This is a genomic window from Methylobacterium indicum (assembly GCF_017347565.1).
In the GTDB taxonomy this organism is placed as follows: Bacteria; Pseudomonadota; Alphaproteobacteria; order Rhizobiales; family Beijerinckiaceae; genus Methylobacterium; species Methylobacterium indicum.
The window spans coordinates 5,156,843-5,182,495 of record NZ_AP024145.1 but is presented as its reverse complement, the minus strand read 5'-3'; the positions used below and the strand labels follow the sequence as shown (position 1 = coordinate 5,182,495).

Here is a 25,653-nt window from a genome sequence, read left to right as displayed (position 1 = left end):
ATGGCTCTCGATCCTGCCTCGCTGCCCGACGACGTCGACGCGCTCAAGCGCCTGATCGTCGGCCTGACGCGCGAGGCGGTCCACGCCAGCACCCTGATCGAGAAGCTGCGCGGCGAGCTCGCCCGGATGAAGCGGGCGCGGTTCGGCACCTCGTCCGAGAAGCTCGGCACGCGCCTCGAGCAACTCGAACTGGCCATCGAGGCGCTGGAGGTCGACGAGGCCGAGCGCCTGGCCGGCACGCCGGTCGTCGCCGAGGCGAGGGAGACCGCACGGCTCAAGCCCGCCCGGCGGGACCTGCCGGCGCACCTGCCGCGCGAGAGCGTGGTCCACGCCGGTCCCTGCGCCTGCCCGGCCTGCGGCGGGAGCTTGCGCCGGATCGGCGAGGACGTCACCGAGAGCCTCGACTACGTGCCGGGCCGGTTCAAGGTCGTGCGCCACGTGCGCGAGGCGTTCGCCTGCCGTGCCTGCGAGCAGGTGGTGCAGGCACCGGCTCCCCACCATGCGGTTCCCCGCGGGCGGGCCGGTCCGGGGCTCCTGGCCCACATCGCGGTGGCGAAGTTCGACGACCACTTGCCGCTGTATCGCCAGGCCGAGATCTACGCGCGCGACGGCGTCGAACTGGCGACCTCGACGCTCTCGGGCTGGCTCGGCGCGACTGCGGCCACGCTGCAGCCGCTGACCGAGCTTCTGCGCCGGGAGGTGATCGGCGCCTCGGACGTCCTGCACGGCGACGACACGCCGATCCCGGTGCTGGCGCCCGGCACGGGCAAGACGAGCACCGGGCGGCTGTGGACCTACGTGCGGGATGAGCGTCCCCATGGCGGCGCCCGTCCGCCGGCGGCCGTGTTCTTCGCCTCGCCCGACCGTCGAGGCGAGCGACCGCTCGCGCACCTGGCGGCCTTCTCCGGCGTGTTGGTGGCCGACGGCTATGCCGGCTTCAACGGGCTGTACGAGGCCGGGCGAGTGGGCGGCGGCCTGACCGAGGCGGGGTGCTGGGCGCACGTGCGCCGCAAGATCTTCGACGTGCACGCCGCGACGGGCTCGGCTCTCGCGGCGGAGGCGCTGGAGCGGATCGGGGCGCTCTACGGGGTCGAGCGCGACCTGTACGGCAAGCCGCCCGATGCCCGCACCCGCGAGCGGCAGACCCGCTCGAAGCCGCTGGCCGAGGCGCTGAAGGCGTTTGCCGAGACGAGCCTGGCCCAGATGCCGGGCCGCTCCGACCTGGCCAAGGGGTTGCGCTACATGCTGGCACGCTGGCCGGCGCTCATGCGGGCCTTCGAGGACGGCCGTCTCGCCCTCGACAACAACGCGGCCGAGCGGGCGCTGCGCTGTGTGGCGGTCGGGCGCAAGAACTACCTGTTCGCGGGATCCGAGCTGGGCGCCGAGCGTGCGGCGGCGTTCTACACGCTGATCGAGACGGCCAAGATGAACGGGCTCGATCCCGAGGGTTACCTGCGCGACGTGCTCACGCGCATCGCCGATCACCCGGCCAAGCGACTGGCCGATCTGCTGCCTTGGAACTGGATGCCAACCAGTGAGGCCGAGCAGGCCGCCTGACCAGTGGCTCCGTCACCGAGCGCTTACGCCGATCCCGGCTTCTACCGATCAGCACCAGTCCCGCCACCGCGACGCATGCGCCGTCCAGGACTGTGGCGAGGTCACAGCAAGGGACGTGACCGCCCGCGGCGAGGTCGGAACGCAGGAAGGCCAGGTGACGGGCGCGCAGGGACAGCTTGGTCGCGCGGTAATCCTCGGCGATTTCCCGCCCCCCGCGGTCATCGCGGCGAGCCGCACCGGTTCCTCTTCGCGTTCTGGCCGCAGCACGCCATCCCGCGCGTCGGCGGTGGCGAACAACGGCATGGGTGCGTCCGACAGCCTACGCACCGCCCACAGCGCCTTGCGCCGAGCCAGACCGAGCCCCGGCTGGAACGCGTCCGCCGCCGCAAGCCGCCGTAATGCGCCCGCGCTCACGCCCGCCCGCCGCCGTAGCGCGTCGATTTAGGCGTAGGGTTCGTCCCCTCGGGCCAGGACCAGCCGCGCCCCATCCCGGTTCGACAGACCCCGCACCGTGCGCAGGCCCAGGCGCAGTGCGAGCCAGCGCCCTGCCGCCGGCTCCAGCGTGCAGTCTTACTGGGAGGCGTTCACGCAAACGGGGCGCACGATCATCCTATGCTCGCCCGCGTCCCGCACCAGCTGCGTCGGGACCGTACGCGGTCAGGGTGAGCCGTGCGCGGGCGCGACGAAGGTCCGTCGACCCGGCGGGGGCGAGCTGCAGCTCGTGGGCTGCGTCGGAGACCGTCTGTCGGCAGAATGCCTCTGATCAGATGTGCCAAGTTTCAGACACTTGGCGTGGCCGCAATCGGCGCTAGAACGGCGATGGGTCTATCTGGGTTGTCCGGTCTCGTCCGGTCTCGTCCGGTCTCGTCCGGTAGGTTCGGCGGTTGCGGGCCGTCGCCGTCGCCTGCGCCTCGAGGCGCCGGAGCCAGAGGTCGGCGAGGTCGCTCAGCAGACCAAGCGGCATGCGAACAACTGACCCATCTCGGACGTTCGGAAGGTCCGCTCCACCCCCGGCGGCCGCGCGCAGGTAGACGTCAGAGCCAAGGCCTGATCATGGACGCCAGTGCGTCGAGATCGCCTTCGTTGTGCCCTGGAGCGACATTGGGGTGGGAGCCGATCCCGTAGGCTTCAAGGAATTTCCGCGTCTCGGGCGTGATCCAAGCCGTCGTCAGGAGCGCCGCGCGCGGATAGCCGAAGCGTTCGACATAGGTGTCGGAAGCCTTGGCGCGGAATTCGATCTTCACACTCTTGACGACCGCGCCGGGGTGGAGGTCGACGACGGTGCCTAGCAAGGCGCGCGCGATCGCCTTGTCCAGCGTAGTCGCATCGTCATAAGCCTTCAGTTCCAGGCCGAGGGCACACGGGCCCTCGTAGGGTCCCCCCTTTGCAGACTTCCTTAGGCCCGAGGTGTACCGCTTCGAGATCGCCGACACGTCGAACTCGTGCGTCTCGTCGCTGAGGCCGACGTGCTCGACGCTGTTGTGAAGTTCGAGCGGCTCCCTCGCCTGGGGCGACCCGAGCTCGAAGTGGCAGGGTAGTTTGCCGGGGGGCTCGCTCGCCGACTTGATGTGCCCGGGCCCGCCGCGCACCCGGAAGGTGGTGGTCGACTTGCCCGCGCTATTGCGGGCCTTGACCTTGTGGCTGATCGCGAGCCGTGCGGCGATTTCGAACATGACCCAGGTCTCGTAGGTCTTACCCTTCGTTGAGGCGAGGCTCGGCGCGGCGACCGCTAGGTCGGCCGCGGCCTTGCTGATCTTAGCTTCCATCGCCGCCTTCTCGGCCGCAGTTTTCGCTAGGGTGGCGGCACTGGGCTTGGCCATTAGAGCTCATGCTCCAGCCGCTGGCGCGTCTCGCGGACGGCGTCGGCCCAAACCTCCAGGAAGGTCTTGATTGCCGTAGCGCGCGCAGGATTGAGGAGCTCATCGATCGGGCCCGGGCTGGAAACCGCTTCGGCCGTCACCTCGCCGGTGCCGGCCGGAAGGACACCGATTGAGCGAATCTTGAGCCGTTCGGCCAGACCCTGAAGGCGATCGGTAAGCGCGAGCTCGCGGGTTAGCGCGTTCTGGACGACGGCGTCGATTGCCTTGATCTGCCGCTCAGCGCGCATCCGGCGACGCTGGCGCTGCGCAGCCCGCCTGCCTGCGCGAGGGTCGAAGCCCTCGTCGCGGAATCCATCGTTCTCCTCAAGCCGCACCGTGGCCGCGCGGCCATAGTCCGCCATCGGGCTGTTCAGCAGCCCAGTCAGGAGCGGTTCAACAATAGGGTCGATCTCGGCCAAGCGCGGTCAATCTCGGGTTGCCGGGATGACCCTTGTAGCGTTCGGGTGTCGTACAGCCTAGATGTTCGGTGGACCGCAGGTGTCGGCCACACTATCCATTCAGCATCACCGTGGGCTTGCCCCGAGGAAGGCCATGACCCCGTGATCACCCAACGCGAACCGCCGACCTGGGAGGCCTTGGAAGAGGCGGTGCGCCAGATCCTCGCTGAGTGTGGGATGGACGCCGTGCGCCAGGCCGCCATCGCCCTGCCCCGGGGCGGCGAGGCCGCAGTTGACGTGCTGGCGACGGAGACGGTCAACGGGATCAAGACGGTCACGCTCTGCGAGTGCAAGAATTGGAAGAGCAATGTCCCACAGGACGTGGTCTTCAGCTTCCGGACTGTGATGGCCGAGGCGGGCGCGCATCGCGGTTACATCATCTCGAAAGTGGGCTTCCAGCCGGGCGCGCTCCTCGCCGCCCACAACACCAACATCGAACTCCTCACCTTCGCGCAGTTTCAGCAGCGGCATTTCGAGAAGTGGGTCGGCGCCCGGACGTGGTCACTCGCGCGCGCTATCGACAGCATTGAGACCTATTACGAGCCGTTCGGCATCCCGGGCATGAACCTGATCGAGGATGAGGCGGAGCGCGAGGCGTACTATCGCGTCTGGCGAAAGTACCTCTTCATCGGCGCGATCCTGCCGGCCTTTTCGCCGTACCTGCGCCAACTTGGCCAGGCAACGCCACTACCAGGGCTGCCGATTGATCTCCGGGGCGTGGTCCGAGACGAGTTCAAGGTCGAGGTGCCCGCGGACCTCGCGGCCGCGAGCGGTTACCAAGAATTCCTGGAGCTTCTCGAAGCCTATGCCCGCGAGGGCCTAGCGGCGCTGCGCGCGCTTAATCCGATCACGCGTGACAAGGTACCGGGCGCAGTCGAACGCGACGACTGAGCTTATGTGGCCAAGCGCGTCAGCGCCCTCCAGCTCTATGCCCGAATGTCCGGAATGTGGAGCAGATTCAACGTCTCCTCGTGGCGCATTGCGGCCAGCGCGCCCGTCTTCTGGTGGGCGAAAGACTTGCCGATGAAGGCCGCTTCTGGGTGGGTGTGAGCTACAGGTCGTTGGGTGCGCCCGAGGCGGCATGTCGGCAGAAGTCGTGTGGTCAGACGTGCCAAGTTTCAGACACTTGGCGGGGCGTGGATGGGCGCGATTTCGTCGATGTGCCGCCTCGGGTGTCGGTGCGCGAGTGCCACTCCCGGCTAACTCAAGCCGTCGATTGCGCGCGTTCCGCGATGCAACGATGCCAGGTATCGGCGAGGCTTGCGAGCGTGTCCGTTAGGTCGGCTGGCCACCAGGGTTCATGAACGAGGTGAAGGGACATGCCGATGCGGGTTGCGATGGATCGCTCTGGATGAAGCAGCGGCGTCAGAGCCACGGTCAGCGCAAAGGCGGGAATTCTAGTCTCTCCGTGAGTGCGCCCGTCACCCTCCGTTGCGACAGTTAGTTCCCAGTACGATCGGCGCTGCGCTCGAAGAGGCCGACGTTCGCTGGTGCCTGTTTCTTGGCAGCAGAAGGTGATCGCACCTCGACCTTGGGTGCCGACACTGAGGTCGATCGCTATTGGGTTTGGGCTCGCACCCTCCGGTGTGCGCGTGGACAGAAATGCGGCCTCGAGCGCGTGTGCGAGCGCGTGCGGCGTGACGTCGACTCGGCGGCTTGTGGTGAGAGAGCTGACGAAGGGGGTTAGATCGGGGTGGTGCGTGAACATTGTGTGGCGCCCGGTGGGTGGGACGCCGCACCAGTGCTGCGGGGCGAGGGCGTATGGGTGCCAGAGAAGCGGTGCCCGCCGTTGGTAGGCACGGAAGTGGAGAATAAAGAAGTGGTGCCTGCCGCCGACGCTGGTGCGGCGCTGTCGTTCGACAGTTTGTATTTTAGACTACGTCGGTTGGCTTGGATATAGGCTGCCTTCGCAGGATTGGCGTCTGGCTATCGAGGGTCTTCGTTTTGGTAGGCGGGCTGTGTTTGTCCTCGGCGTTGCAGGGAGCGCGTTGGGTCCGGGCCCAGCGGCCGGTTCGCCGTCGGGCCCGGATGGCATTAGGTTGATGAAGTGCTGGCCGTTGGCGCGATCAGGCGGCTTTGCTGCTGCGCGATGAAGCCGTCCGGTGCCGATGGGCGGCGTCGGTGTCGAGTATCGTCATGCTCTCGACTGGCTTCTGCGTCGCGGCCGCTGCGGCGAGGTCGAGTTCGCCGTCGACGAGCCACCAGTCGGTGTAGCGGCGGTGAAGCGCGCGGGCGTGGTCCGGGAGGCCGGCGGTCGCTAGGGCCGCGAATGCTTGCTCCAGCGTCGTGGGCACGAACGGTATTGGGCCCGTCTGCGGGTCCGTGAGTTGGTGCCGGTAGGTTGCTGCTGCCGTGTGCGCGGACTGGTTGTGGGTGGGGGCGATGAAGGCCAGGGTCACTGTGTCCGCGAGTCCGGCTGTGAGCATGGCGCTCGCGAGGCAGTGCTGGCGGTAGAATTGCTGGCAGGCGGCGCTCGTCAGTGTCGGGGCGTTGAGGTCCACGAACAGGCCTGGGGTGGCGTGCGCGATCTGTGTGTGTGCCGCGGGTGGGGTGGGGGCGCGGGCTCGTGGCCGGGCTCGCTGTACTTGACCTCGATGCAGATCAGGCCTCGTGCGCCGGTCGCGTCCCGGCCGCGCAAGACGACGTCGTAGGCGGTGCGGTCGGCGGTGAAGCGCGGGTCGCCGCGGCCCGGGCTGTGCTCGAACAGCACGTCCGTGACCTCCGTCAGCGTCCCCGGCAGGAACTCCGTGACGAAGCGGGTGGCGAATTGCAGGTCGTGGGCGAGCGGACCGAACAGGTTGAAGGCCAGCGGCTGGGAGGACAGTAGATTCGTCTTGAGGCGGTCGATGTCGTAGGCCGCGCCCGGCTCGCGGTAGGCGAGCGCGCGCGTGACGACCGGGACGATGTCTGGATGAAGGAAGTTGGCGCCGAGCGCGCCGGCCGCGGTCGAGATGCGCGAGCCGAGACGGCGGGGGCGGTGCAGCTCGCGACGGCTGACGTGGGTACCCATCGCGAGGCCGCGGTCTTCGCGCCAGAGCGCTTGGAGGAAGCGGGCTGCGGCCTTGAAGCGACGGTCGGCGGGGACGAAGACGTGGTGTCGGCGGCGAGCGGCCTCGGGGATGAGGGGCACGCGGTCGATCGGGCCGAGGCCGCTAGTGTCGAGGACGCCGCGGGCGGCCACTACGAGGGGTTCGGGGTTGGCGGCGGCGGGCGGTAGGGGGGCGCTGATGTCCATCGGGTTGGTCCTGAGTCACGGCCGCGGGGGTGCGGCTGGACCGGGGTTCCCGGAGGCGGCAGCAGGATGAACGACGAAGGGGACGGTGCGGCGTAGCCTCCTGCCAGGCGACCGGTGTGGTCGCCGGTCGAAGTGCTGGTCCGCCAGGAGACGGTCGCAGCCGTCCTCCACCTCGGCGGCGGTACGGCAAGGATGCCGGCAGTGTCCGCGTAGAGGTGGTAGGGCAGGTAGCGCACTGCCGCTGCCACCCAGCCGGCTGTGTGCGCATCGTTCCTGGTCTAGCTGATGTTTTCGCGAAGATAGCGGGTCCGAGAGCCGGGGTGCATTCGCTGCCGTGCGTCAAAGCGCCATTGCCCCTTCCGAGATGTGGCAGGAACGGGCATTCGATCCTCGCCCGAAAGTGGACCTTCGCCGGCTGAGCTAAGGTTGTGCGCCGCAATATGACCACCGCGCTGCTCGACCGTCTCACCCATCACTGTGAGATCGTCGAGTCGACAACGAGAGCTGGCGCTTCAAGAACCGCGTCCGACCCAACTCGAGTGCAGCAATGGTCGCCCTCCGGGCCCCACGGGCACCTCCCACGCATTGCCGCGTCGAACGCATGAAGGTCACGCCGCGGTGCGCGGGCCCCTCCTTGATATTGGACGCCGATCAGGGGTCAATGTTCCCCGAGCCGCTTTCCAGTCCGGTCGAGCGGAAAGGCCGGTAACGTCTGGGAATCGACAACGTCGATTGAAGGAGACGTGTCGCAGCCGATTTATCCCAAGTTTTGGGGTCGAACAGGCATCAATCGGCTTTACTCCGACTCGAATGGATGAGAATCTCCGGGCGCCGGCTGGTTCGGGGTGGATGGGATGAACGAACGGTGGCTCTCGGTCGAGGAGATCGCCGACCATCTCGGGGTCAGCCGCGACACCGTCTACGGCTGGATCGCCACGCGCGAGATGCCCGCCCATCGTGTAGGCAGACTGTGGAAGTTCCAGACATCCGAAGTGGACGATTGGGTGCGCAGAGGGCGAGCGGCGGACGAAGGGTCTGGAACGATCAAGGAAGAGCCTGGCCGGAGCAAGCCGGCGAGGATGTCCCGATGAAGCTGGTGAGCGACATCACCTGTATCGACCTGTTCTGCGGAGCGGGTGGTCTGACGCATGGTTTGCGTCGCGAGGGCATCGACGTGGTCGCCGGCTTTGACGTTGACGAGGCCTGCCGTCACCCCTATTCCGCCAACAACGACGCGAATTTCTTCAGGGAGGACGTCGCCCGCGTGACGTCCGGTCGAATCGACGGCTTGTTCGGTGATGCGCGCGTCCGGGTGCTTGCTGGATGTGCGCCTTGCCAACCCTTCTCGACCTACTCGCGGCGCTACGACACACTCACCAGTCCTCGCTGGGGCCTCCTCTATCAATTTGCGCGCCTCGTGAAGCAGTCGCGGCCGGATCTGGTAACGATGGAGAACGTCCCCCTCGTTACGCGGCACGAGGTCTTCGATGATTTCATCCGTGCGCTCGAACGCATCGGGTATCACGTCTGGTCCGACGTCGTGGATTGTTCGGAGCACGGCCTGCCGCAGAAGCGCAGGCGGATGGTCATCCTAGCTTCTCTCCATGGCCCCATCGAACTCGCCAGCCCATCCGCCAGACGTCCGAAGACCGTCCGTGATGCAATCGGCGATCTCAGGCCCATCACGCAAGGTGGCTCGTTTCGCGCCGATCCGATGCACACGGCAGCGAGCCTCTCCGAACTGAATCTGGAGCGGATTCGGGCATCCACCCCCGGCGGGACCTGGCGGGACTGGCCCGAACACCTCATCGCCGCCTGCCACCGCCGCAAGACGGGAAAGACCTATCCGAGCGTCTATGGACGCATGTCGTGGGACGAACCCTCGCCGGCACTCACCACGCAGTTCTTCGGCTTCGGCAATGGACGCTTCGGCCATCCTGAACAGGATCGTGCCCTGTCCCTTCGGGAAGGCGCTATCCTTCAGGGCTTTCCGAAGACTTACTCCTTCGTGCCCGACGACGCGCCGATCGAATTCCGCACCATGGGCCGCATGATCGGCAATGCCGTGCCCGTGACGCTCGGCCGTGTGATCGGCCGTAGCATCCTCGCGCATCTCGGCATGTCGGCTGGTGGCGCGGGCAAGAAGAAGCGAGGCGCGTCTCGTGGCGATCATCGATCCCTCGTCGCCTGAAGCCAGTCGCCGCATGGCGCGCGTGCGCCAGAAGGGCACGGGCGCCGAATTGGCCTTGCGCCGCGCCTTGCACGCGCGCGGGTTCCGCTACCGGCTCCACGTGCCGGTCCTGACCAAGCCACGCCGTGTCGCCGACATCGTCTTTCCGAGGAGCCGCACGATCGTCTTCGTCGACGGATGTTTCTGGCACGGCTGTCCGCTGCACGCCTCCTGGCCGAAGAGCAACGCGGAGTTCTGGCGAAACAAGATCGAGACCAACCGAGCGCGTGACCGTGACACGGATCGACGTCTCGAGGCCGAGGGATGGCACGTGGTGCGGGTCTGGGAACACGAGTCAGTCGACGAGGCCGTGGAACGCATCGCCGAGGTCGTCGTAGCCCGCGCGAAGGCGGAGCGGCGGAGGTGACGACCATTGCGCATCGAACGATTCCTGAGCCGGGGCAGTTGGTCGAGGTCCGGCGGCGCCAGTGGCTCGTCTCAGACATCGACGCCGCCGCCATCTCGCCCAACCTACCCAGGCGTCATTTCGTCCGGCTCGCCTCCATTGACGAGGATGCGCTCGGTGAGGACATCGAGGTTCTGTGGGAGCTCGAACCAGGCGCGCACGTCATTGAGCGCGGCGGGCTGCCGCGCATTACCGGCGTGGATCCGGACGCTACACTTCAGGCCTTCCTCGACGCCGTGCGCTGGGGCGCCGCCACCAATGCCGACCGTGGCTATCTTCAAGCGCCGTTCCGGAGCGGCGTCAGCATTGAGGACTATCAGCTCGATCCCCTGGTCCGTGCCATCGACATGGCGCGGACCAGTCTCCTGATCGCCGACGACGTCGGTCTAGGGAAGACCATCGAAGCCGGCCTCGTCCTGCAGGAGATGCTGCTCCGGCACCGAGCCCGTACCGCGCTCGTCCTCTGCCCCGCTTCCCTCCAAGAGAAGTGGCGAAGCGAGATGCAGGAGAAGTTCGGTCTCGAATTTCGCATCGTCGACACGAAGTACGTTCGCCTGCTTCGCCGCGAGCGTGGGCTGAACGCCAATCCGTGGAGTTCCTTCCCCCGTCTGATCGCCTCCATTGATTGGGCGAAACAGGGCGAAGGCCTTCGCCTGCTGCGGGACGCCTTGCCGGGCCGCATCGAACATCCGCGTAGGTTCGACCTCCTCATCGTCGACGAGGCACACAACGTCGCTCCGACGGTCGGCCGCTACGCGGTCGAGAGCCTGCGCACGCGCCTCGTGCGCCTGATCGCCCCGCATTTCCAACACAAGCTCTTCCTGACGGCGACGCCGCACGACGGCTACACGGAGTCCTTCACGGCGCTCCTCGAACTCCTGGACGATCAACGTTTCGCACGTGGTGTGATGCCCGGTGAGGCGCAGCTCGCGCGCGTCATGGTGCGGCGCCTCAAGAGCGAGATTTTGGATGCCGACGGGCGAGCCATCTACCCCAAGCGCCGTCTCGAGCCACTACCAGTCCATCATGACGAGGGGGAAGCCGGGATCCGCGAGGTGCTCGACGAGTACGTAACTTCGCGAGAAGGTGGCACCGAAGGCGCGCGTGCGGTCGATCGGTTCGTCCATCAACTACTGCGCAAGCGTCTGGCCTCATCGCCTGCGGCCTTCGCCTCGACGCTCGAACGACACGTCGCGACGATCGAGGGTCACGGTGCCGCGCGTGGCGGTCCCGATCGCATGGACGAACGCATCTTGCGACGCGCGATCGCCAGGACCGAAGAGGATTATGCGGACGACGCCACGAAGGAGGCAGCAGAGGCCGACGCACTCGAAGAGGCCGGACGCCAGGCACGCGCACCTTCGGATGGCGAGCGTCGAATGCTGAGCCGGTTGCGGGCCTGGGCCGGATCCGCAGCACGCAAGGAGGATGCTAAGGCGCGCGCCGTGATCGCGTGGCTACGTAGTAGCCTCCTGAAGGATGGGCGCTGGACCGACGAGCGCGTCATCCTCTTCACCGAATACCGCACGACCCAGGTCTGGATGCACGAGATCCTGGCGGCGCACGGCCTGGCCGGCGAGCGCCTGGCGCTGATCTATGGCGGTATGGATCCGGACGAGCGCGAGACCGTGAAGGCGGCGTTCCAGGCCGACCCCGCCCAATCGCCGGTCCGGATCCTCCTCGCGACCGATGCGGCGTCGGAGGGCATAGATCTCCAGAACCATTGCCACCGCCTGATCCACCTCGAGATCCCCTACAACCCCAACGTGATGGAACAGCGCAACGGCCGCATCGACCGTCACGGGCAGCGCGCGAGCGAAGTCGTCATCTGGCATCCGGTGGACGGGCGTGGCGGACGGGGCGAGGACATCCTCCGCGCCCTGCGCAAGCTGGACGCGATGCGTGCCGACATGGGAAGCGTGAACCCCGTGATTGCTCCGCAGTTGCCCGAACTGCTCGAAGGCCGGCGCCGGGAGCTCGATACCAGGAACGCGGAGGCGCGCATGGAGCGCGCTCGGCGCGTGTACAAAATAGAGCGCGACCTGCGTGAGCGCATCGGCCGCTTGCATGATCGCTTGTCGCAGACACGCCGGGAGCAGGGTCTGGCACCCAGCAACGTCGAACGTGCCGTCCGCACGGCGCTCCGCATCGCCGACAAGCCCGATCTCGAACCCGTCACGCTGGCAGGGTCACCAGACGGCACTGTCTTCCGAATGCCGGAACTCTCGGGATCCTGGGCCAGATGCCTAGAGGGGCTGGAGCATCCCTTCACCCGTGCGGTCCGCCCGATCACTTTCGATCACGAGGTCGCGCGCCTGCGGGACGACGTCGTCCTCGTCCATCTCAACCATCGGCTCGTGCAGATGAGTCTCCGGCTGCTGCGTGCCGAGATCTGGGAGCGCGACGACGCCAAGAAGCTGCACCGTGTGACCATCCGCGCCCTACCGGACGATCGCTTGGAAGGGCCGGCCGTCGTCGTGGCATCTCGCCTCGTCGTGACGGGTGGCAATCACCATCGTCTCCACGAAGAGCTGACCGTGGCGGGAGGTCACCTGCGCGATGGATCCTTCCGTCGCGAGGAGCGGGTAACCGAAGTACGAGATTGGCTTGACGCCTCGACCCCTGCCACCCTCGCACCGGGCACCTTCGACGCCCTGCGCACCCGCTTCGAGAAGCATCGCGGCGCTATCCTTAGCGCGGTAGAGGCGCGCTCGAAGGATCGGCTTCGGTCGCTCGGGAACACACTCGACACACGCCGGCGCGCCGAGATCGACGACGTCCGGCAGGTCCTCGACGATCTCGAACGCACCCTGAACGCGGAGCTGATCGCCCAGCGGCAGCCCGAGCAATTGTCGCTGTTCTCTGAGGACGAGCGCCTGCAGCTGCGGCGCGACCGCGTGGCGCTCGAAGCTCGATTGGCGCGGATCCCGCTCGAACGCGAGCAGGAGGCCCGTGCGATCGAGGATCGGCATGCGAACGTCGCCGAGCACACGTTCCCGGTGGCCGTGATCCTCCTGATGCCACGCTCCCTCTGCACGATGGAGGGACGTTGACGCACGGTTACGCTTCAACACTGCGGGAATTCATCACGGCCGACGAAGATGCCATCGTCGGGCGCCTCGTCGACGGGGTCGCCGCGACCGGGATCGACCGGCACCGCAACACGCAGATCGACGCGTGGCGCCGAGAGGTCCGTCTCCTGAAGGCGGCCTTGGGCGCGTCCGGATTCCGAGAGTGGTTCATCGTCCTCGAGTACGAGCTCCCACGGCGTGCTCGCCGGCCCGACTGTATCCTGCTGAGCCCGCACACCGTCTTCGTCGTCGAGTTCAAGGTCGGCGCCGATGCATTCGACGCCGCATCGTGCTGGCAGACGAGCGCCTATGCGCTCGACATCCATGATTTCCATGCCCAGTCCCACGGGCGCCGGATAGTGCCGATCCTATGCGCGACGGAGGCGCCGGATACGTCAACCTCGCGCATGTCCGATCCCATCCGCACGAACGGACGCGACCTCGCCGCGATCGTTAGGGTCGAGGACGAACGTGCGCTGTCCGTCGATGCGCTGCCGATCGATCCGATTGCATGGATGGGTTCCGCCTATCGCCCGACGCCCACCGTCGTCGAGGCCGCCGTCCGTCTCTACGAGGGTCACGGGGTACGAGAGCTCTCGCACCGTCACGCCCACAATCTCGATCGCACTGTCACGCTCATCGCGGAAGCGATCGACCAGGCCCGCACGAACGGCCTGCACCTCGTCTGTTTTGTGACGGGGATCCCCGGCGCAGGAAAGACCCTCACGGGGCTCGACGTGGTCCATGATCCGAGTGTGCGCGGGTCCGAAGGCCACACGGGTATCTTCCTCTCCGGTAACGGTCCGCTGGTGAAGATCGTACGCGAGGCCCTCGTGATAAACCGTGTCGCGAAGGGCGATCGGCGGCGAGACTGCGAGCGTGAGATCACGACGTTCATCCAGAACGTTCACCAGTTCCTGCGCTTCCACCGGGAGAACCCGGCCGAACGTCCGCACGAACACGTGGTCGTCTTCGACGAGGCCCAACGAGCCTGGGACCGCGCACAGATGAAGCGCAAGCAGGCTGTCGATGCCTCCGAAGCCGAACTGCTCCTCGGCGTGATGGAGCGTCTGCCGGATTGGGCGGTGATCGTCGCGCTGGTGGGCGGTGGCCAAGAGATCTATCTCGGTGAGGCCGGGCTCGCCGAGTGGGGCAACGCCCTCGCCTCGCGCGAACGACCCTGGCGCGTCATCGCATCGCCCGAAGTGCTGGCGGGTGGGTCCAGCGTCGCGGGTCATCGTCTTTTCGAGGGCGATCCGCCACCGAACGTATCGGTCCGTGCCGAGGCCGACGCGCATCTCGCAGTGGGCGTTCGGAGCCATCGAGCCGAACGTTGGGCCGAATGGGTGAACCGTCTACTGGATCTGGACGTCGAGGCTGCGCGCGTGGCTTTCCCACCGGGCGCCGCCTTCCCCTGCCATTTCACCCGTGATCTTGGGCAGGCGAAGGCGTGGCTGCGCGCCCAGAAGGCCCTTGATCCGGACCTACGCATCGGCCTCATCTCGACGTCGGAAGATCTGCGTCTCCGCGCCCATGGCATCGAAGCGTCGAGCGCATTCCGAATGGATTACGCCTTCGACAAGTGGTTCCTCGCTCTGGACGAGGACGTACGCGCCAGCGGGAGGCTCGAAGTCGCGGCCTCGGAGTTCGAATGCCAGGGGCTCGAACTCGACTGGGTCTGTCTGTGTTGGGGCGCCGATCTGACACCCACCCCCGCGCGGAACCTCTGGGAGCCCCGGAAATTCCGCGGATCGAAGTGGCAGCACGTGCGTGGCGACGCGGAGCGCCGCTACGTCACGAACCGGTATCGTGTCCTGCTGACGCGCGCGCGTCGCGGGATGATCATCTGGGTCCCTCCCGGCGATTCGACCGATCCCACACGCGATCCGGATCGTTTCGACCGGGTGGCATCAATGCTGTACGAGGCGGGCGTGCCTAAATTGTCCGAGGTAGTGGCATGACGAGATCGCGTCACGAATGGCTCGGCCTCGTCGAGGTCTCCGGCCCGTTCCTGGCCGAGCCGGTGCTCGACGACGTCTTCCCGCAAGGGCTGGACGCCCTCGAACAGGGAAAGCCACAGCGCCTCCGTGCGGCCTACGAGGAATGGCGCGATGCCGCCGACGTAGGCGATCCTGATCTGGAAGCTCTGCACGCTGCCTGGATCGACGAGGTCCTCGTCACGGCGCTCGAGTTGGACCCTCAGGTCGTGCGAATAGGAAGCGCGGTTCCGGCAGCCATTTCCGCCACGCTCCCCGAGCATGGCGTGACCTTCGGTCCCGACATCGCGGTCGTGGAACCAGGATCCGACGCGCTCCTACTGGCGATTCACGTCTTCGCACCCGTCGTCGACCTCGACGCCACGCGAGTGGTCGACGGCTGGGCGACCACACCGAAGGACCGCATGGTCGCACTGCTCCGCGCGATCGGCTGTCCATTGGGTCTCGTCACGAATGGCGAACACTGGCTCCTGGTCCACGTCCCGGCCGACGGGGTGACGGGGTTCGCCACTTGGTATGCGCGCCTCTGGGCACAGGAGCCGGACACGCTGCGCGCTTTCGCCAGCCTCCTGGGGATCCGCCGCTTCTTCGGGCACTCCGACGCCAAGCTCCCCAAGCTCTACGAGCGGTCACTCACGCATCAAGACAAGGTGACGGACGCCCTCGGCGACCAGGTGCGCCAGGCCGTCGAGGTGCTCGTCCAGGCACTCGACCGAGCGAACCAGGATCGCAACGGCGAACTTCTACGCGACGTCGAGCCTCGCACCCTCTACGAAGCGGGTCTCACCGTGATGATGCGGCTCGTCTTCCTGCTCGCGGCGGAAGAGCGCGGTCTGCTGCTCCTGGGGGAGGATCGCTACGATCGTTTCTATGCGCTCTCGACGTTGCGGATGCAGCTTCGCGCCGATACTGAGGAGATACTTGAGCGACGCCGTTCCGCCTGGTCGAGGCTGCTGGCCCTGTTCCGCGCCGTCTATGGCGGCATCGAACATCCGATCCTTCGCCTCCCTGCACTTGGTGGCTCGCTCTTCGATCCCGATCGCTACGTGTTCCTGGAAGGCCGCGCGACAGATACGAGTTGGCGGACCGATCCAGCGGAGCCGCTTCCGATCGACGATCGAACCGTCCTCCTCCTCTTAGAGGCCATCCAGACCTTCGAAGGTCGCACGCTCTCCTACCGCGCCCTGGACGTCGAGCAGATCGGCCACGTCTACGAAGGCCTGCTCGAACGCACCGTCGTCCGGGTCGACGACGTAACGTTGGAACTCGAAGCTTCCGCGGGCGCTCGCACGCCGCGCGTCGGGCTGGGGGAGCTGGAGTCCGCCCGGCTAGATTGCCAAGCCAAGGTAGTCGCCCTCATCAAGGAGCGCAGCGGCCGTTCCGAGCCCGCGATCCGAAACGGTATCGGCCGCGCGGTGCCGGACGGCCTGGCTGCACGTCTCCTCACGGTCTGCCGCGGCGACGTGAAACTCCGCGACAGGATACTTCCCTACGCCTCGCTCTTACGATCGGACCCCTGGGACTATCCCCTCGTCCGACACCCGGGCTCCTTTGTGGTCGCCGTGGGCTCCGACCGACGCGACAGCGGCACGCACTACACGCCGAAAAGCCTGACTGAGAAGATCGTCCGCGAGACGCTCACACCGCTCGCCTACGAAGGCCCCAGCGAGGGCAAGCCGGAAGCCGAGTGGCGCCTGAAGACGCCCGAGCAACTCTTAGATCTCAAGATTTGCGACCCGGCGATGGGATCGGGCGCGTTCCTCGTAGCCGTCTGTCGCTGGCTATCGGATCGGCTCATGGAGGCCTGGGCGATCCACGAGAGCAAAGGCGGACAGGTCGACGGCGAAGGGAATATCGTTTCGGATCACACCCGCGATCGTCTTTCGACTTCCGTCGAAGAGCGGGCTATCGTCGCCCGGCGATTGATCGCCGAGAACTGTCTCTATGGCGTGGATCAGAATCCTCTGGCTGTCGAGCTTGCGAAGCTCTCACTCTGGTTGACGACGATCGCGAAGGGAACTCCGTTCGGTTTCCTCGATCACAACCTTCGTTCTGGCAACAGTCTTTTGGGCATCACAAACCTGGATCAGTTGATACAGCTTTCCCTGGCGCCTGGACAAATTGACCAGCTTCCTCTATTCGGACGCGCCATTCGATCCGCGGTCGAGAGAGCCATCGAACTTCGAATGAACCTCAGACAGATCGCGATACGCGACATCAAGGACGTCGAAGCCATGGCTGCTTTGGATGCTCGTTCGCGAGCGGAGATCGAGTTGCCGAGCCGTATTGCGGACGCGCTCTGTGGGATCCTGTTCGCCGAGAGCAATGCCTCAAGGCGCAAAGCAAGGATCAAGGAGCTGGCGGCGTTGGCTGACGAGGCCGCTCAGGCTCAAAGATCGATCGAGATGCTCATTTCATTCTCCACTGCCGACTTGGCGATGGATGCCCGCGACGGCATCCCACGAAGGCCCTTCCATTGGCCCTTGGAATATCCCGAAGTGTTCGAGCGCGACCGCGCCGGCTTCGACGCCTTCGTCGGAAATCCTCCTTTCTTGGGTGGTCAACGCATCCGAGGAGGAATGGGGAGCGCATTCCGAAATTGGCTCGTGACGCACGTGGCTAGCGGTCGACGTGGGTCCGCCGATCTGGTCGCGTATTTCTTCATTCGAGCCGTTGCGTTGCTTAGAAGTGGCGGTGATCTTGGAATGTTGGCCGTGAATACCGTCGCCGAGGGCGATACACGGCAGGTTGGGCTCGAGGCAATCACAAAAGAAGGAGCGGTGATCTATTCGGCTTTTCCAAACGAAAGCTGGCCCGGCGAAGCGGCCGTGACCACCAGTCGTGTCCACATCCGAAAGGGCGAATGGGCCGGGCTCCGGACGCTATCGGGTCGGCAGGTCTCATCCATTTCTCCGTATCTGACCGATCGTGAGACGCTGACGCCCAAGAAGCTCGTGTCGAACCGTGATCAATCGTTTCAAGGCACCATCCCTTTCGGAATGGGCTTCATCCTCTCGGCGGAGGAAGCTCTGGCAATGATCGAAACCGATCCGCAGAATTCCGAGGTGTTGTTTCCCTTCCTCAATGGAGACGATCTCAATACGGATCCACAGCAACGACCGAGCCGATGGATAATAAATTTTTGGGATTGGCCCGAAGAAAAGGCGCGTCGGTTCGAAGAGCCCTGGCGACGTGTAGAAGAACGGGTCAAACCGGAGAGACAACGTCGCGACGAGGATGGCAAATTCGTTCTCAGGAAGCCTCTACCCGAAAGATGGTGGCAATTTGCAGAAAAGCGACCCGGCTTGTATCACGCAGTCGGTCGTGGCGATCGATTCGATCGGCATCCCGTAGGGCACGAACGTCGGGCGACGCCTCCAAATGTTATGGTCTGCAGCGAGGTGACGAAGCATCTGGCCTTCACGTTCGTTCCGAATGGTTACATCATGTCGACCAATCTGGACGTATTCCTCGGCGCGGAAGATCGCTTCGGCATCTGCCAGTCGTCGATTCACGAAGCCTGGGCCAGACAATATTCTTCCAGGCTGGAGACCCGACTCAAATATTCAATTGGCAATGCTTTTGAGACATTTCCATTTCCTGAACGAACGTCGAACCGTGTCACGACAATTGCGCTCGATCTGATCGCACATAGAAAGTATATATTTGATAATGAACAGATTGGGTTGACAAATTTGTACAATCGATTTCATGATCCCGACGATGTTTCTGCGCCGATTGAAAGACTTCGCGAGCATCATCGCGAACTAGATGCCGCCGTACTCGCCAATTTCGGCTGGGAAGACATCGAATTGGATCATGATTTCCGGGAAGCCCCCTACCTCCCGGAGAATGATCGCATGAGATATGCCATTGCTGAGCCTGCGCGAATCGAAATCCTCGAGCGGCTGGTGAATCTGAACGGTATGCGAGCGCTCGCTGAAGCCGTTGGATCGGCTGATACCGCTCAAGGCAATAGGCGACCATCAGTGGACGTGGCGACGCAACAGATCGCCCTGGATCTAAGGCTCGACCGCAGTGGTGAGATGGCAGATCGACGGTCGACCGCCGGCCAACGCATCATGACGTTTCTTCGAACCAACCATGGCTGGCGTGGCAAAGCGGAGATTCTCGAAGGGGCCGGGATTTCGGCTTCCCAGTGGAATGACGCCATCTCCGAGCTACTGGTGACTGGGGCGGCCGAACGACAGGGTGATCGCCGCGCGACGAGATACCGTTTCAAGGAGGACACATGACCGACGCGAATGGGGTTCGGAATGCCCGCTCGGCCAATGCGTGGCTCCTGACGAGCGTATCGTCATCCCGCACCATCCTCTCGGTCGATACGCTCAGTGATCTATCCGAGAGCGCCCTTTCGAATGGCGACTTCGTCATCGTACTAGACGCAGGTGGGAAGGTTTGTTCGCTGGCAAGGATCCTACGCCTCGCCCTCAAGCCAGGCGGACTACAGATTTGGACAGACAGAGTTCACATCACGAATGCAGGCCTGTCACCGACGGACTTCGGTTTGAGCGTACCCAAGGCATCAATCCAACGGCTTCCTTGGAACGACTTCCTCTCCGCACTATCCAAGGTCGGTATCTCGGCGCCGGATCAGATCCCGCTGATCAACGACGCCAACTACATCCGCACCCTCCTCGAACTGGCCGTACGTGACGACCTCTTAGGGCCGGCAGGCGGTCCCGAAGAGCTGATCAAGGATATGAGTGTCCGCGATCGCTACCTCGTGGGGAAAATCGCTCCGCGACAGCCCGTCGACGACATGGTCACATCGATCGAGCCTGCGACGGCGGCCGACGAAGCCGGCGATCTTGAGGACGAACGCCGGGCGCCGACTCACGAGCCGGGAGCAGAGTTTCCGAGCACGACGGGACGTGTCGTCCCGGAGGATGATGGGCTGGACGAGATAGACACTTCGAACAATCAATCCCTGATCCCGTCGAGCGTAGGCATGACTTTCTGCGTAGCGCCCGACGTAACTGCCCTTTCCGTCGACGTTCGGTGGGGGCGCTACGAGCGCGTGCCGGGGCGCGACCACGATTATGTCAAGCGTCGTAAGGACCGTAAGACCGGCGTTGAGGAAGAGACGAAGGTGAAGGTCTGGCGGCGCGTGCCGTCGGGCGGGCCGCTCTCCCTCCCGCTGATCGACGGCCCGATCCGGCCGCTCCATCCGGATCCCGAGCGCCCGGAAGTGATGCTGCAAGGGACGACGCGCACCAACGCTCAAGGCGAGCGGCTAGTCACACTATTCCTCGTCAACAGCCAGATCGAGCCGGACAATAACAAGGACGAGGCCTGGCTCTTCCAGCCCGAGATCGCCGTGCGCGCACCCAAGGGCCGCGGCGATGCGATCTTTCGGCGCCGGCCTGCGGCCGAACAGGTGGTCGACGACGACGAACGCGACCGGCTCTCACTCATCTACCGGGCCCGCGTGGAGTTCGCGGTAGGGCACGGCATCTCCGTCCATGCAACCGTGGACGACGAGGATCACACTAAGGCCCGCGCCATCCGCACGGAAGTAATGCCCTCCTACGAGGTCGCCGCGACGGAGACACCCGGGGAGCGGCCTCTGGATCGTGAGGCCATGCGCCGGATGGTCGCGCGCGGCTGGCTCGACATGTCCCGTCTGGCCAGCATGGCCGAAGACGAATTACGCGAGGCACTGTCGTGCCTGGTCGACGACTACGCGGCTTGGATCGCCGATCAGCGCGCGAGGCTGCCGGCCGACGTCGCCGGCTACGAGACCGCTGCGAAGGACGTGCTGGACCGGTGCGACGAGACGCTGAAGCGCCTTCGCGAGGGGATGTCCGTGCTCCTGGCCGGGCCGAAGGCGCTGGAGGCGTTCCGTTTCGCCAACAGCGCAATGGCCTCACAGCGTGTGCGCAGCATCTACGCCTTGAAGCGTCGTCGTGGTCAGCCGGCCGATCTCGCAAAAGAGGACGTGCCGCGCAATCGTTCCTGGCGGCCGTTCCAGCTCGCATTCCTGCTACTCTCGATCCCGTCCCTGACGGATCCCAGGCACCCGGACCGCACGTCGCCGACCGAAGCCTTCGCGGACCTACTCTGGTTCCCGACCGGCGGCGGTAAGACCGAAGCGTATCTCGGCGTTGCGGCTTACGCGATTGGTATGCGCCGGCTGGATCCCATGCTGGGAGACATGGACGGATCGCGCGGCCTGTCCGTGATCATGCGCTACACGCTGCGCCTACTGACGCTGCAGCAGTTCCAACGTGCCACGACGCTGCTCTGCGCGATGGAGGTCATCCGCCGTGCGGATGCGACGCGCTGGGGGGCCGAGCCCTTCTCGTTGGGTCTCTGGGTCGGCAACAAGGTGACGCCCGGCCGTACCGAGGACGCGCATGCCGCCGTGGAGGCCCTGCGCAGCAGGGACCGTAACCCGGGCGGCGTCGCCTCACCCGCGCAACTGACGAGCTGTCCCTGGTGTGGATCCGGGATCCTGCCTGGACGCGACATCCATGTCGACAAGACCGTCGGCCGGACGTCGATCTTCTGTGGTGATCCGCTGGGTCAGTGCGACTTCACGCGGGCCAAGTCTGCGTCTAACGCCCTCCCGGGCCTGCCGGTGAAGGTCGTCGACGAAGAGATCTACCATCGTCCGCCGACCATGATGATCGCGACCGTCGACAAGTTCGCGATGATGGCCTGGCGTCCGGAGGTCCGGAATCTGTTTGGCCGCGTCGATCAGGAATGCGAGCGGCACGGTCTGCTGTGGCCCGGGCACGAGTGCGGCACAGGTCATACGGCTCGGCAAGGCCATCCGCGAGCCCGCGTCCTCACGGCACGTGCGATCCGTCCACCGGATCTGGTCATCCAGGACGAATTCCATCTCATCAGCGGCCCCCTCGGCACGATGGTCGGCCTCTACGAGACCGCCGTGGACGCACTCAGCGCATGGCAGATCGGCGCGAAGACGGTGCGCCCGAAGGTGATCGCTTCGACGGCCACCGTGCGGCGCGCGGAGGATCAGGTCCGCAACGTCTTCATGCGGCGGATCTCGGTGTTCCCGCCATCCGGCCTCGACGTCGAGGACAATTTCTTCTCGGTACAGCGGTCGATCGCCGAGCGCCCCGGCCGTCGGTATCTGGGTATCTGCGCCCCGGGCAGCTCACGCCCGGCGGTACTGATCCGGACCTACACGGCGTTCCTCACAGCGTCGCAGGCGCTCTTCGATGTGTTCGGTCCGGTTGCCGATCCGTACATGACGCTGGTCGGCTACTTCAATTCGCTGCGTGAACTCGGCGGTATGAAGCGCCTGGCCGAGGACGACGTGCAGACGCGTTCCTTCCGTGTCGAGATGAGCCTCGTCGACCGTCCGGGGCTCGCGCAGCGCCGTATCGGGGACGTAGGCGAGCTCACTTCGCGCGTCTCGAGCCAGGAAATCCCGAAACGTCTCGATCAGCTCGAGATCCCCTTCGGCGGCACGTTCGACGCCGCCAAGGATCGCTGGGTCCAGGACCGGCAAAAAGGCGATCCGATCCCGGTCGACGTGGTGCTCGCAACCAACATGCTCTCGGTGGGCGTCGACGTGAATCGCCTCGGCGTGATGGTAGTGAATGGGCAGCCCAAGGGCACGGCGGAATACATCCAGGCGACGAGCCGTGTGGGCCGTGCTTTCCCGGGCCTCGTGGCGACGGTGCTGACCTGGGCGCGTCCGCGCGACCTCTCGCACTACGAGTCTTTCGAGCACTTCCACGCGACCTTCTATCAGCACGTGGAAGCGCAATCGGTGACGCCCTTCTCCCCGCGTGCGCTCGATCGGGGTCTCACGGGCACGATGCTGTCCATCATGCGCCATGCCTACCGGCCTTTCGCACCGAACGACGGCGCGGGCCAGATGAACAGCCCGACCCGAACCGAGATGTTGGAGACGGCGCACGCCATCGGCGAGCGGACCTGGGAGGTCACCGAAGACCCCGTCAAGAAGACTTTGGCGGAGGACGAGATGAAGAGCCGTGCGGACGACTGGGCCGACCAATCGGGCGTCATCGGCCGCACGCTGGTCTATCAACGGTACGGCGCCGGCCCGACGGCCTATCCCCTCCTGACGGCCCCAGGCGTGGCGGCATGGACCGATTGGACGGTGCCGATGTCGATGCGCGAGGTCGAGCCCGGGGTCCGCCTCGTGATGGAGGACAATCGCAGCACCTTCGATCCACCCTGGCGCCCGCGCGCCACGGCCGAGGAGGATCGGACGTGAGCAAGACACCCGTCGGAGAAGTCCGCCCCAGCCAGCTGCTCTGGACCTATGGTCCCGGAGCGCTCGTCGATCTCCCCAACCTCTCGGTCGTGACCATGGGCATCGACCGGTGGGAGAAGGATCGTTGTCAGCCGATCCAGGAGGCCCGCCTGCTGGCGAACGTCCGTAGCGTCATGGGCCCCCAAGTGGAGTCCTTGCGTATGCCGCCGATCGGCGCGCGCGACGTCGTCGATCCATTCTCTGCCGAGGCCTTCGTGGGCGTGCCCGTGAAGCCGTTCCCGCGGTGGCTGCGCTGCGTGAAATGCGGCCTCCTCTCGCCCTACGATGCAGGTCTGTTCTCGCTTAAGGCAGATGCTCGCCGTCCCGAGAGGACGCGTTTCGTGCACGTAGGCTGCCGGGGGTCCAACAACGATCTTCCGCCCAGGGACGCCGACGCGGTACCCGCCCGTTTCCTCATGGCCTGTCGCGCCGGCCATCTCGACGACTTCCCGTGGCACTGGTTCGTGCACTCGGGCCCGAGCGCCTGCACGGGTCATCTGCGCTTCTATGAGAGCGGCGCCTCGCTGCAGACCGAGAACCTCTGGGTCAAATGCGACAAGTGCGGCGTCTCGCGGAACATGGCGCAAGCCTTCGGCAAGGCCGGCCAGGAGAACCTTCCCGGCTGCCGCGGAAGGCATCCGCACGTCGATCGGTTTGCCGACGATTGCACGCAGGATCCGCGAGCCATCCTGTTGGGTGCGACCAATGGCTGGTTCCCCGTTACGCTCTCGGTGCTCGCTATCCCCCAGACCAGTAGCCCCGTGACGCAGCTGGTGGCGGATGGGTGGACGTTCTTCGAAGAAGTCGCATCGGAGCTCGAGGCCGGCATCGTCGCGAAGACGCTCAAGAAATCGGGGCAACTCCCCGGCGTTGATGGTGTTACCAGCCAGGAACTATGGAAAGCGATTGAGGATCATCGCAACGGGCGAGCGGAGGTCGCGCAGAGCGATCTCAAGGGTCCGGAGTGGGAAGTGCTAACGGCGGCCCATCCCCCGACCGACTATCCGCACTTCATGAGCAAGGAGGTGGCGGCACCGACCGGTTTTGCGGCTCTGACTCGCGTCCTGCTGCTGGAGCGGCTACGCGAGGTAAATGCGCTGTTGGGCTTCACACGTGTGGAATCGCCGGAAGAAGGCGGTGACGCGGGCCCCACCATCAAAGCACCCCTCGGACGCGAAGCACCGAGCTGGATCCCAGCGACCCAGGTACATGGCGAAGGGATCTTCCTACGCTTCGACACCGCTTCTCTGACGGCCTGGGCGAACCAGGACGCCGTCAAAGCGATCGACGCGCGTCTCCGTCAGGGTCATGCAGGCTGGCGCATCAAGCGAAAGCTGGATCCCGCGCAGGGCTATCCCGGAATCCGATACGTCATGCTCCATACTCTGGCGCACCTGCTGATACGCGAGCTTGCACTCGAATGCGGCTACAACGCCGCTAGCATCCGCGAGCGCATCTATGCCGACGTCGAGGACGATCGCGATCAGGCCGGTTTCTTGATCTACACGGCGGCGGCGGATTCAGACGGGACGTTGGGCGGTCTGGTCGAACTGGGTCGTCCCGAGAATCTGGGTCGCCTCCTCCGACAAGCGCTGCATCGCGCGCACGTCTGTGCGTCCGATCCTCTCTGTTCCGAGCACGACCCGAGCAAGGACCAGTCACTACACGGCGCTTCATGTCACGCCTGCTCGTTCGTGTCCGAGACCTCGTGCGAGCGCGGCAATCGCCATCTCGATCGCTCGCTCGTCGTACCGACACTCGAAAACGCACACGCAGCCTTCTTTGTGGATATCGAATGAAAGAGCTCTTGGATGCCGCTACCGCGCTCGCCGTCCTGCTACCCGCCAGGCGCATTGAGCTGATCGCGGAACGGATCGTCTCGTCCAAGGCGTATGGCAGTGATGTCGACCTCCGTTCATTGGTGGTGACCGCCCCGGCACGTGCCGTCCTCAATCACCTATTGGCCGAATGGGCGACGGCCGACGTATCGGGAGAGATGGTCGCAGGCATCCTGCGCGGCACTTGTCACGGTCACGCCAAGGCTAGGAACGAATCCTCGGTCGATCTGGTGTGGACGGGCCCGACGACGTCGTTCGTCGCGATGCGGCGGACCGAGCAGGTCTTGCTCGATCTCATTCGCCGCGCCGAGATGGATCTCTTCATAGTGAGTTTCGTGGCCTACGACGTCAAATCGGTCGTGGCAGAGCTGAACTCGGCGGTAGGTCGGGGGATCGACGTCAAGATCCTGGTAGAATCCTCATCGGCCCACGGTGGCAGCCTGAACGTCGATCCGGTGAAGACGATGCGCACCCACGTCCCTGGAGCTGTCCTGTATGCCTGGCTCGAACGGGGGCATCCGTTCCAAGATGGGCGCGTCCACGCCAAGGTCGCGGTCGCCGACGGGCGAGCGGCCTTCATCACCAGTGCCAATCTGACGGGGCACGCCCTCGAGAAGAACATGGAGGCGGGGGTTGTGATCGAAGGTGGCCGCATCCCATTGATCCTTCGTTCCCATCTTCACGCCTTGATCGACACGAAGATCCTACGCCGGGTTTGAGGGAT

The 25,653-nt window shown here is 65.3% G+C and carries 15 protein-coding genes and 1 pseudogene; 12 read left to right on the top strand and 4 right to left on the bottom strand.

The genetic code is table 11. The features are described 5' to 3' along the window. On the top strand, positions 1-1,557 hold the full coding sequence (tnpC, locus tag miv_RS24045; RefSeq protein WP_207179334.1) for an IS66 family transposase: 1,557 nt from the start codon (positions 1-3) through the stop codon (positions 1,555-1,557). A gap of 1,034 nt (positions 1,558-2,591) precedes the next feature. Here the strand turns inward: tnpC and miv_RS24040 are convergent. Together miv_RS24040 and miv_RS24035 are read right to left on the bottom strand one after the other, a co-directional pair. Continuing rightward, positions 2,592-3,377, bottom strand: coding sequence for a hypothetical protein (locus tag miv_RS24040; RefSeq protein WP_207179333.1), 786 nt, complete (start codon positions 3,375-3,377; stop codon positions 2,592-2,594). Beyond that, entirely contained in the window at positions 3,377-3,835 is a 459-nt protein-coding gene (locus miv_RS24035) for a hypothetical protein (protein ID WP_207179332.1), read from the bottom strand. The genes miv_RS24040 and miv_RS24035 overlap by 1 nt, the downstream gene beginning before the upstream one ends. A gap of 141 nt (positions 3,836-3,976) precedes the next feature. Between miv_RS24035 and miv_RS24030 the strand changes: the two genes are divergently transcribed. Further along, positions 3,977-4,765, top strand: coding sequence for a restriction endonuclease (locus miv_RS24030; protein ID WP_207179331.1), 789 nt, complete (start codon positions 3,977-3,979; stop codon positions 4,763-4,765). Positions 4,766-5,940: 1,175 nt separating this feature from the next. On the opposite strand, the gene miv_RS33450 is transcribed toward miv_RS24030, so the two are convergent. Beyond that, positions 5,941-6,375 (bottom strand): hypothetical protein, encoded by a 435-nt coding sequence (locus miv_RS33450; RefSeq protein ID WP_244748681.1) that lies wholly within the window; start codon positions 6,373-6,375, stop codon positions 5,941-5,943. Then, a complete protein-coding gene (locus miv_RS24025; RefSeq protein ID WP_244748680.1) occupies positions 6,351-7,109 on the bottom strand; it encodes a PGN_0703 family putative restriction endonuclease in 759 nt (252 codons plus the stop codon). The genes miv_RS33450 and miv_RS24025 overlap by 25 nt, the downstream gene beginning before the upstream one ends. A 440-nt stretch (positions 7,110-7,549) precedes the next feature. Between miv_RS24025 and miv_RS33445 the strand changes: the two are divergent. The 10 genes and pseudogenes from miv_RS33445 to drmC all read left to right on the top strand — a co-directional run. Then, positions 7,550-7,818 (top strand): annotated as a pseudogene (locus tag miv_RS33445) (ATP-binding protein); the annotation flags it as partial. A 145-nt stretch (positions 7,819-7,963) separates the two neighbouring features. Then, positions 7,964-8,200, top strand: coding sequence for a helix-turn-helix domain-containing protein (locus miv_RS24020; RefSeq protein ID WP_207179329.1), 237 nt, complete (start codon positions 7,964-7,966; stop codon positions 8,198-8,200). Beyond that, positions 8,197-9,300 carry a DNA cytosine methyltransferase gene (locus miv_RS24015; RefSeq protein ID WP_207179328.1) on the top strand — a complete coding sequence of 368 codons (1,104 nt, stop codon included), beginning with the start codon at positions 8,197-8,199 and terminating at the stop codon, positions 9,298-9,300. Before miv_RS24020 ends, miv_RS24015 begins: the two co-directional genes overlap by 4 nt. Beyond that, positions 9,272-9,706 (top strand): very short patch repair endonuclease, encoded by a 435-nt coding sequence (locus miv_RS24010; RefSeq protein WP_207179326.1) that lies wholly within the window; start codon positions 9,272-9,274, stop codon positions 9,704-9,706. Before miv_RS24015 ends, miv_RS24010 begins: the two co-directional genes overlap by 29 nt. Then, positions 9,703-12,798: a DISARM system SNF2-like helicase DrmD gene (drmD, locus tag miv_RS24005; protein WP_244748679.1), complete on the top strand. Its 3,096-nt coding sequence runs from the start codon at positions 9,703-9,705 to the stop codon at positions 12,796-12,798. The genes miv_RS24010 and drmD overlap by 4 nt, the downstream gene beginning before the upstream one ends. Continuing rightward, a complete protein-coding gene (locus miv_RS24000; RefSeq protein WP_207179323.1) occupies positions 12,795-14,777 on the top strand; it encodes a DUF2075 domain-containing protein in 1,983 nt (660 codons plus the stop codon). The genes drmD and miv_RS24000 overlap by 4 nt, the downstream gene beginning before the upstream one ends. Further along, entirely contained in the window at positions 14,774-19,069 is a 4,296-nt protein-coding gene (locus miv_RS23995; RefSeq protein WP_207179321.1) for an Eco57I restriction-modification methylase domain-containing protein, read from the top strand. Before miv_RS24000 ends, miv_RS23995 begins: the two co-directional genes overlap by 4 nt. After that, positions 19,066-23,052 carry a DISARM system helicase DrmA gene (gene drmA, locus miv_RS23990; RefSeq protein WP_207179320.1) on the top strand — a complete coding sequence of 1,329 codons (3,987 nt, stop codon included), beginning with the start codon at positions 19,066-19,068 and terminating at the stop codon, positions 23,050-23,052. Before miv_RS23995 ends, drmA begins: the two co-directional genes overlap by 4 nt. Beyond that, positions 23,049-24,890 (top strand): DUF1998 domain-containing protein, encoded by a 1,842-nt coding sequence (gene drmB, locus miv_RS23985; protein ID WP_207183691.1) that lies wholly within the window; start codon positions 23,049-23,051, stop codon positions 24,888-24,890. The genes drmA and drmB overlap by 4 nt, the downstream gene beginning before the upstream one ends. After that, the gene (gene drmC, locus miv_RS23980) at positions 24,887-25,648 is read left to right on the top strand and encodes a DISARM system phospholipase D-like protein DrmC (RefSeq protein WP_207179317.1); all 762 of its coding nucleotides are present in this window, start codon (positions 24,887-24,889) and stop codon (positions 25,646-25,648) included. The genes drmB and drmC overlap by 4 nt, the downstream gene beginning before the upstream one ends. Positions 25,649-25,653 lie beyond the last annotated feature (5 nt).

Bases quoted from the DNA above. Each gene is read 5' to 3' on its own strand.
- tnpC (WP_207179334.1), top strand. From the start codon at position 1: ATGGCTCTCGATCCTGCCTCGCTGCCCGACGACGTCGACGCGCTCAAG.
- miv_RS24040 (WP_207179333.1), bottom strand. From the start codon at position 3,377: ATGGCCAAGCCCAGTGCCGCCACCCTAGCGAAAACTGCGGCCGAGAAG.
- miv_RS24025 (WP_244748680.1), bottom strand. From the start codon at position 7,109: ATGGACATCAGCGCCCCCCTACCGCCCGCCGCCGCCAACCCCGAACCC.
- miv_RS24020 (WP_207179329.1), top strand. From the start codon at position 7,964: ATGAACGAACGGTGGCTCTCGGTCGAGGAGATCGCCGACCATCTCGGG.
- miv_RS24015 (WP_207179328.1), top strand. From the start codon at position 8,197: ATGAAGCTGGTGAGCGACATCACCTGTATCGACCTGTTCTGCGGAGCG.
- miv_RS23995 (WP_207179321.1), top strand. From the start codon at position 14,774: ATGACGAGATCGCGTCACGAATGGCTCGGCCTCGTCGAGGTCTCCGGC.
- drmA (WP_207179320.1), top strand. From the start codon at position 19,066: ATGACCGACGCGAATGGGGTTCGGAATGCCCGCTCGGCCAATGCGTGG.
- drmC (WP_207179317.1), top strand. From the start codon at position 24,887: ATGAAAGAGCTCTTGGATGCCGCTACCGCGCTCGCCGTCCTGCTACCC.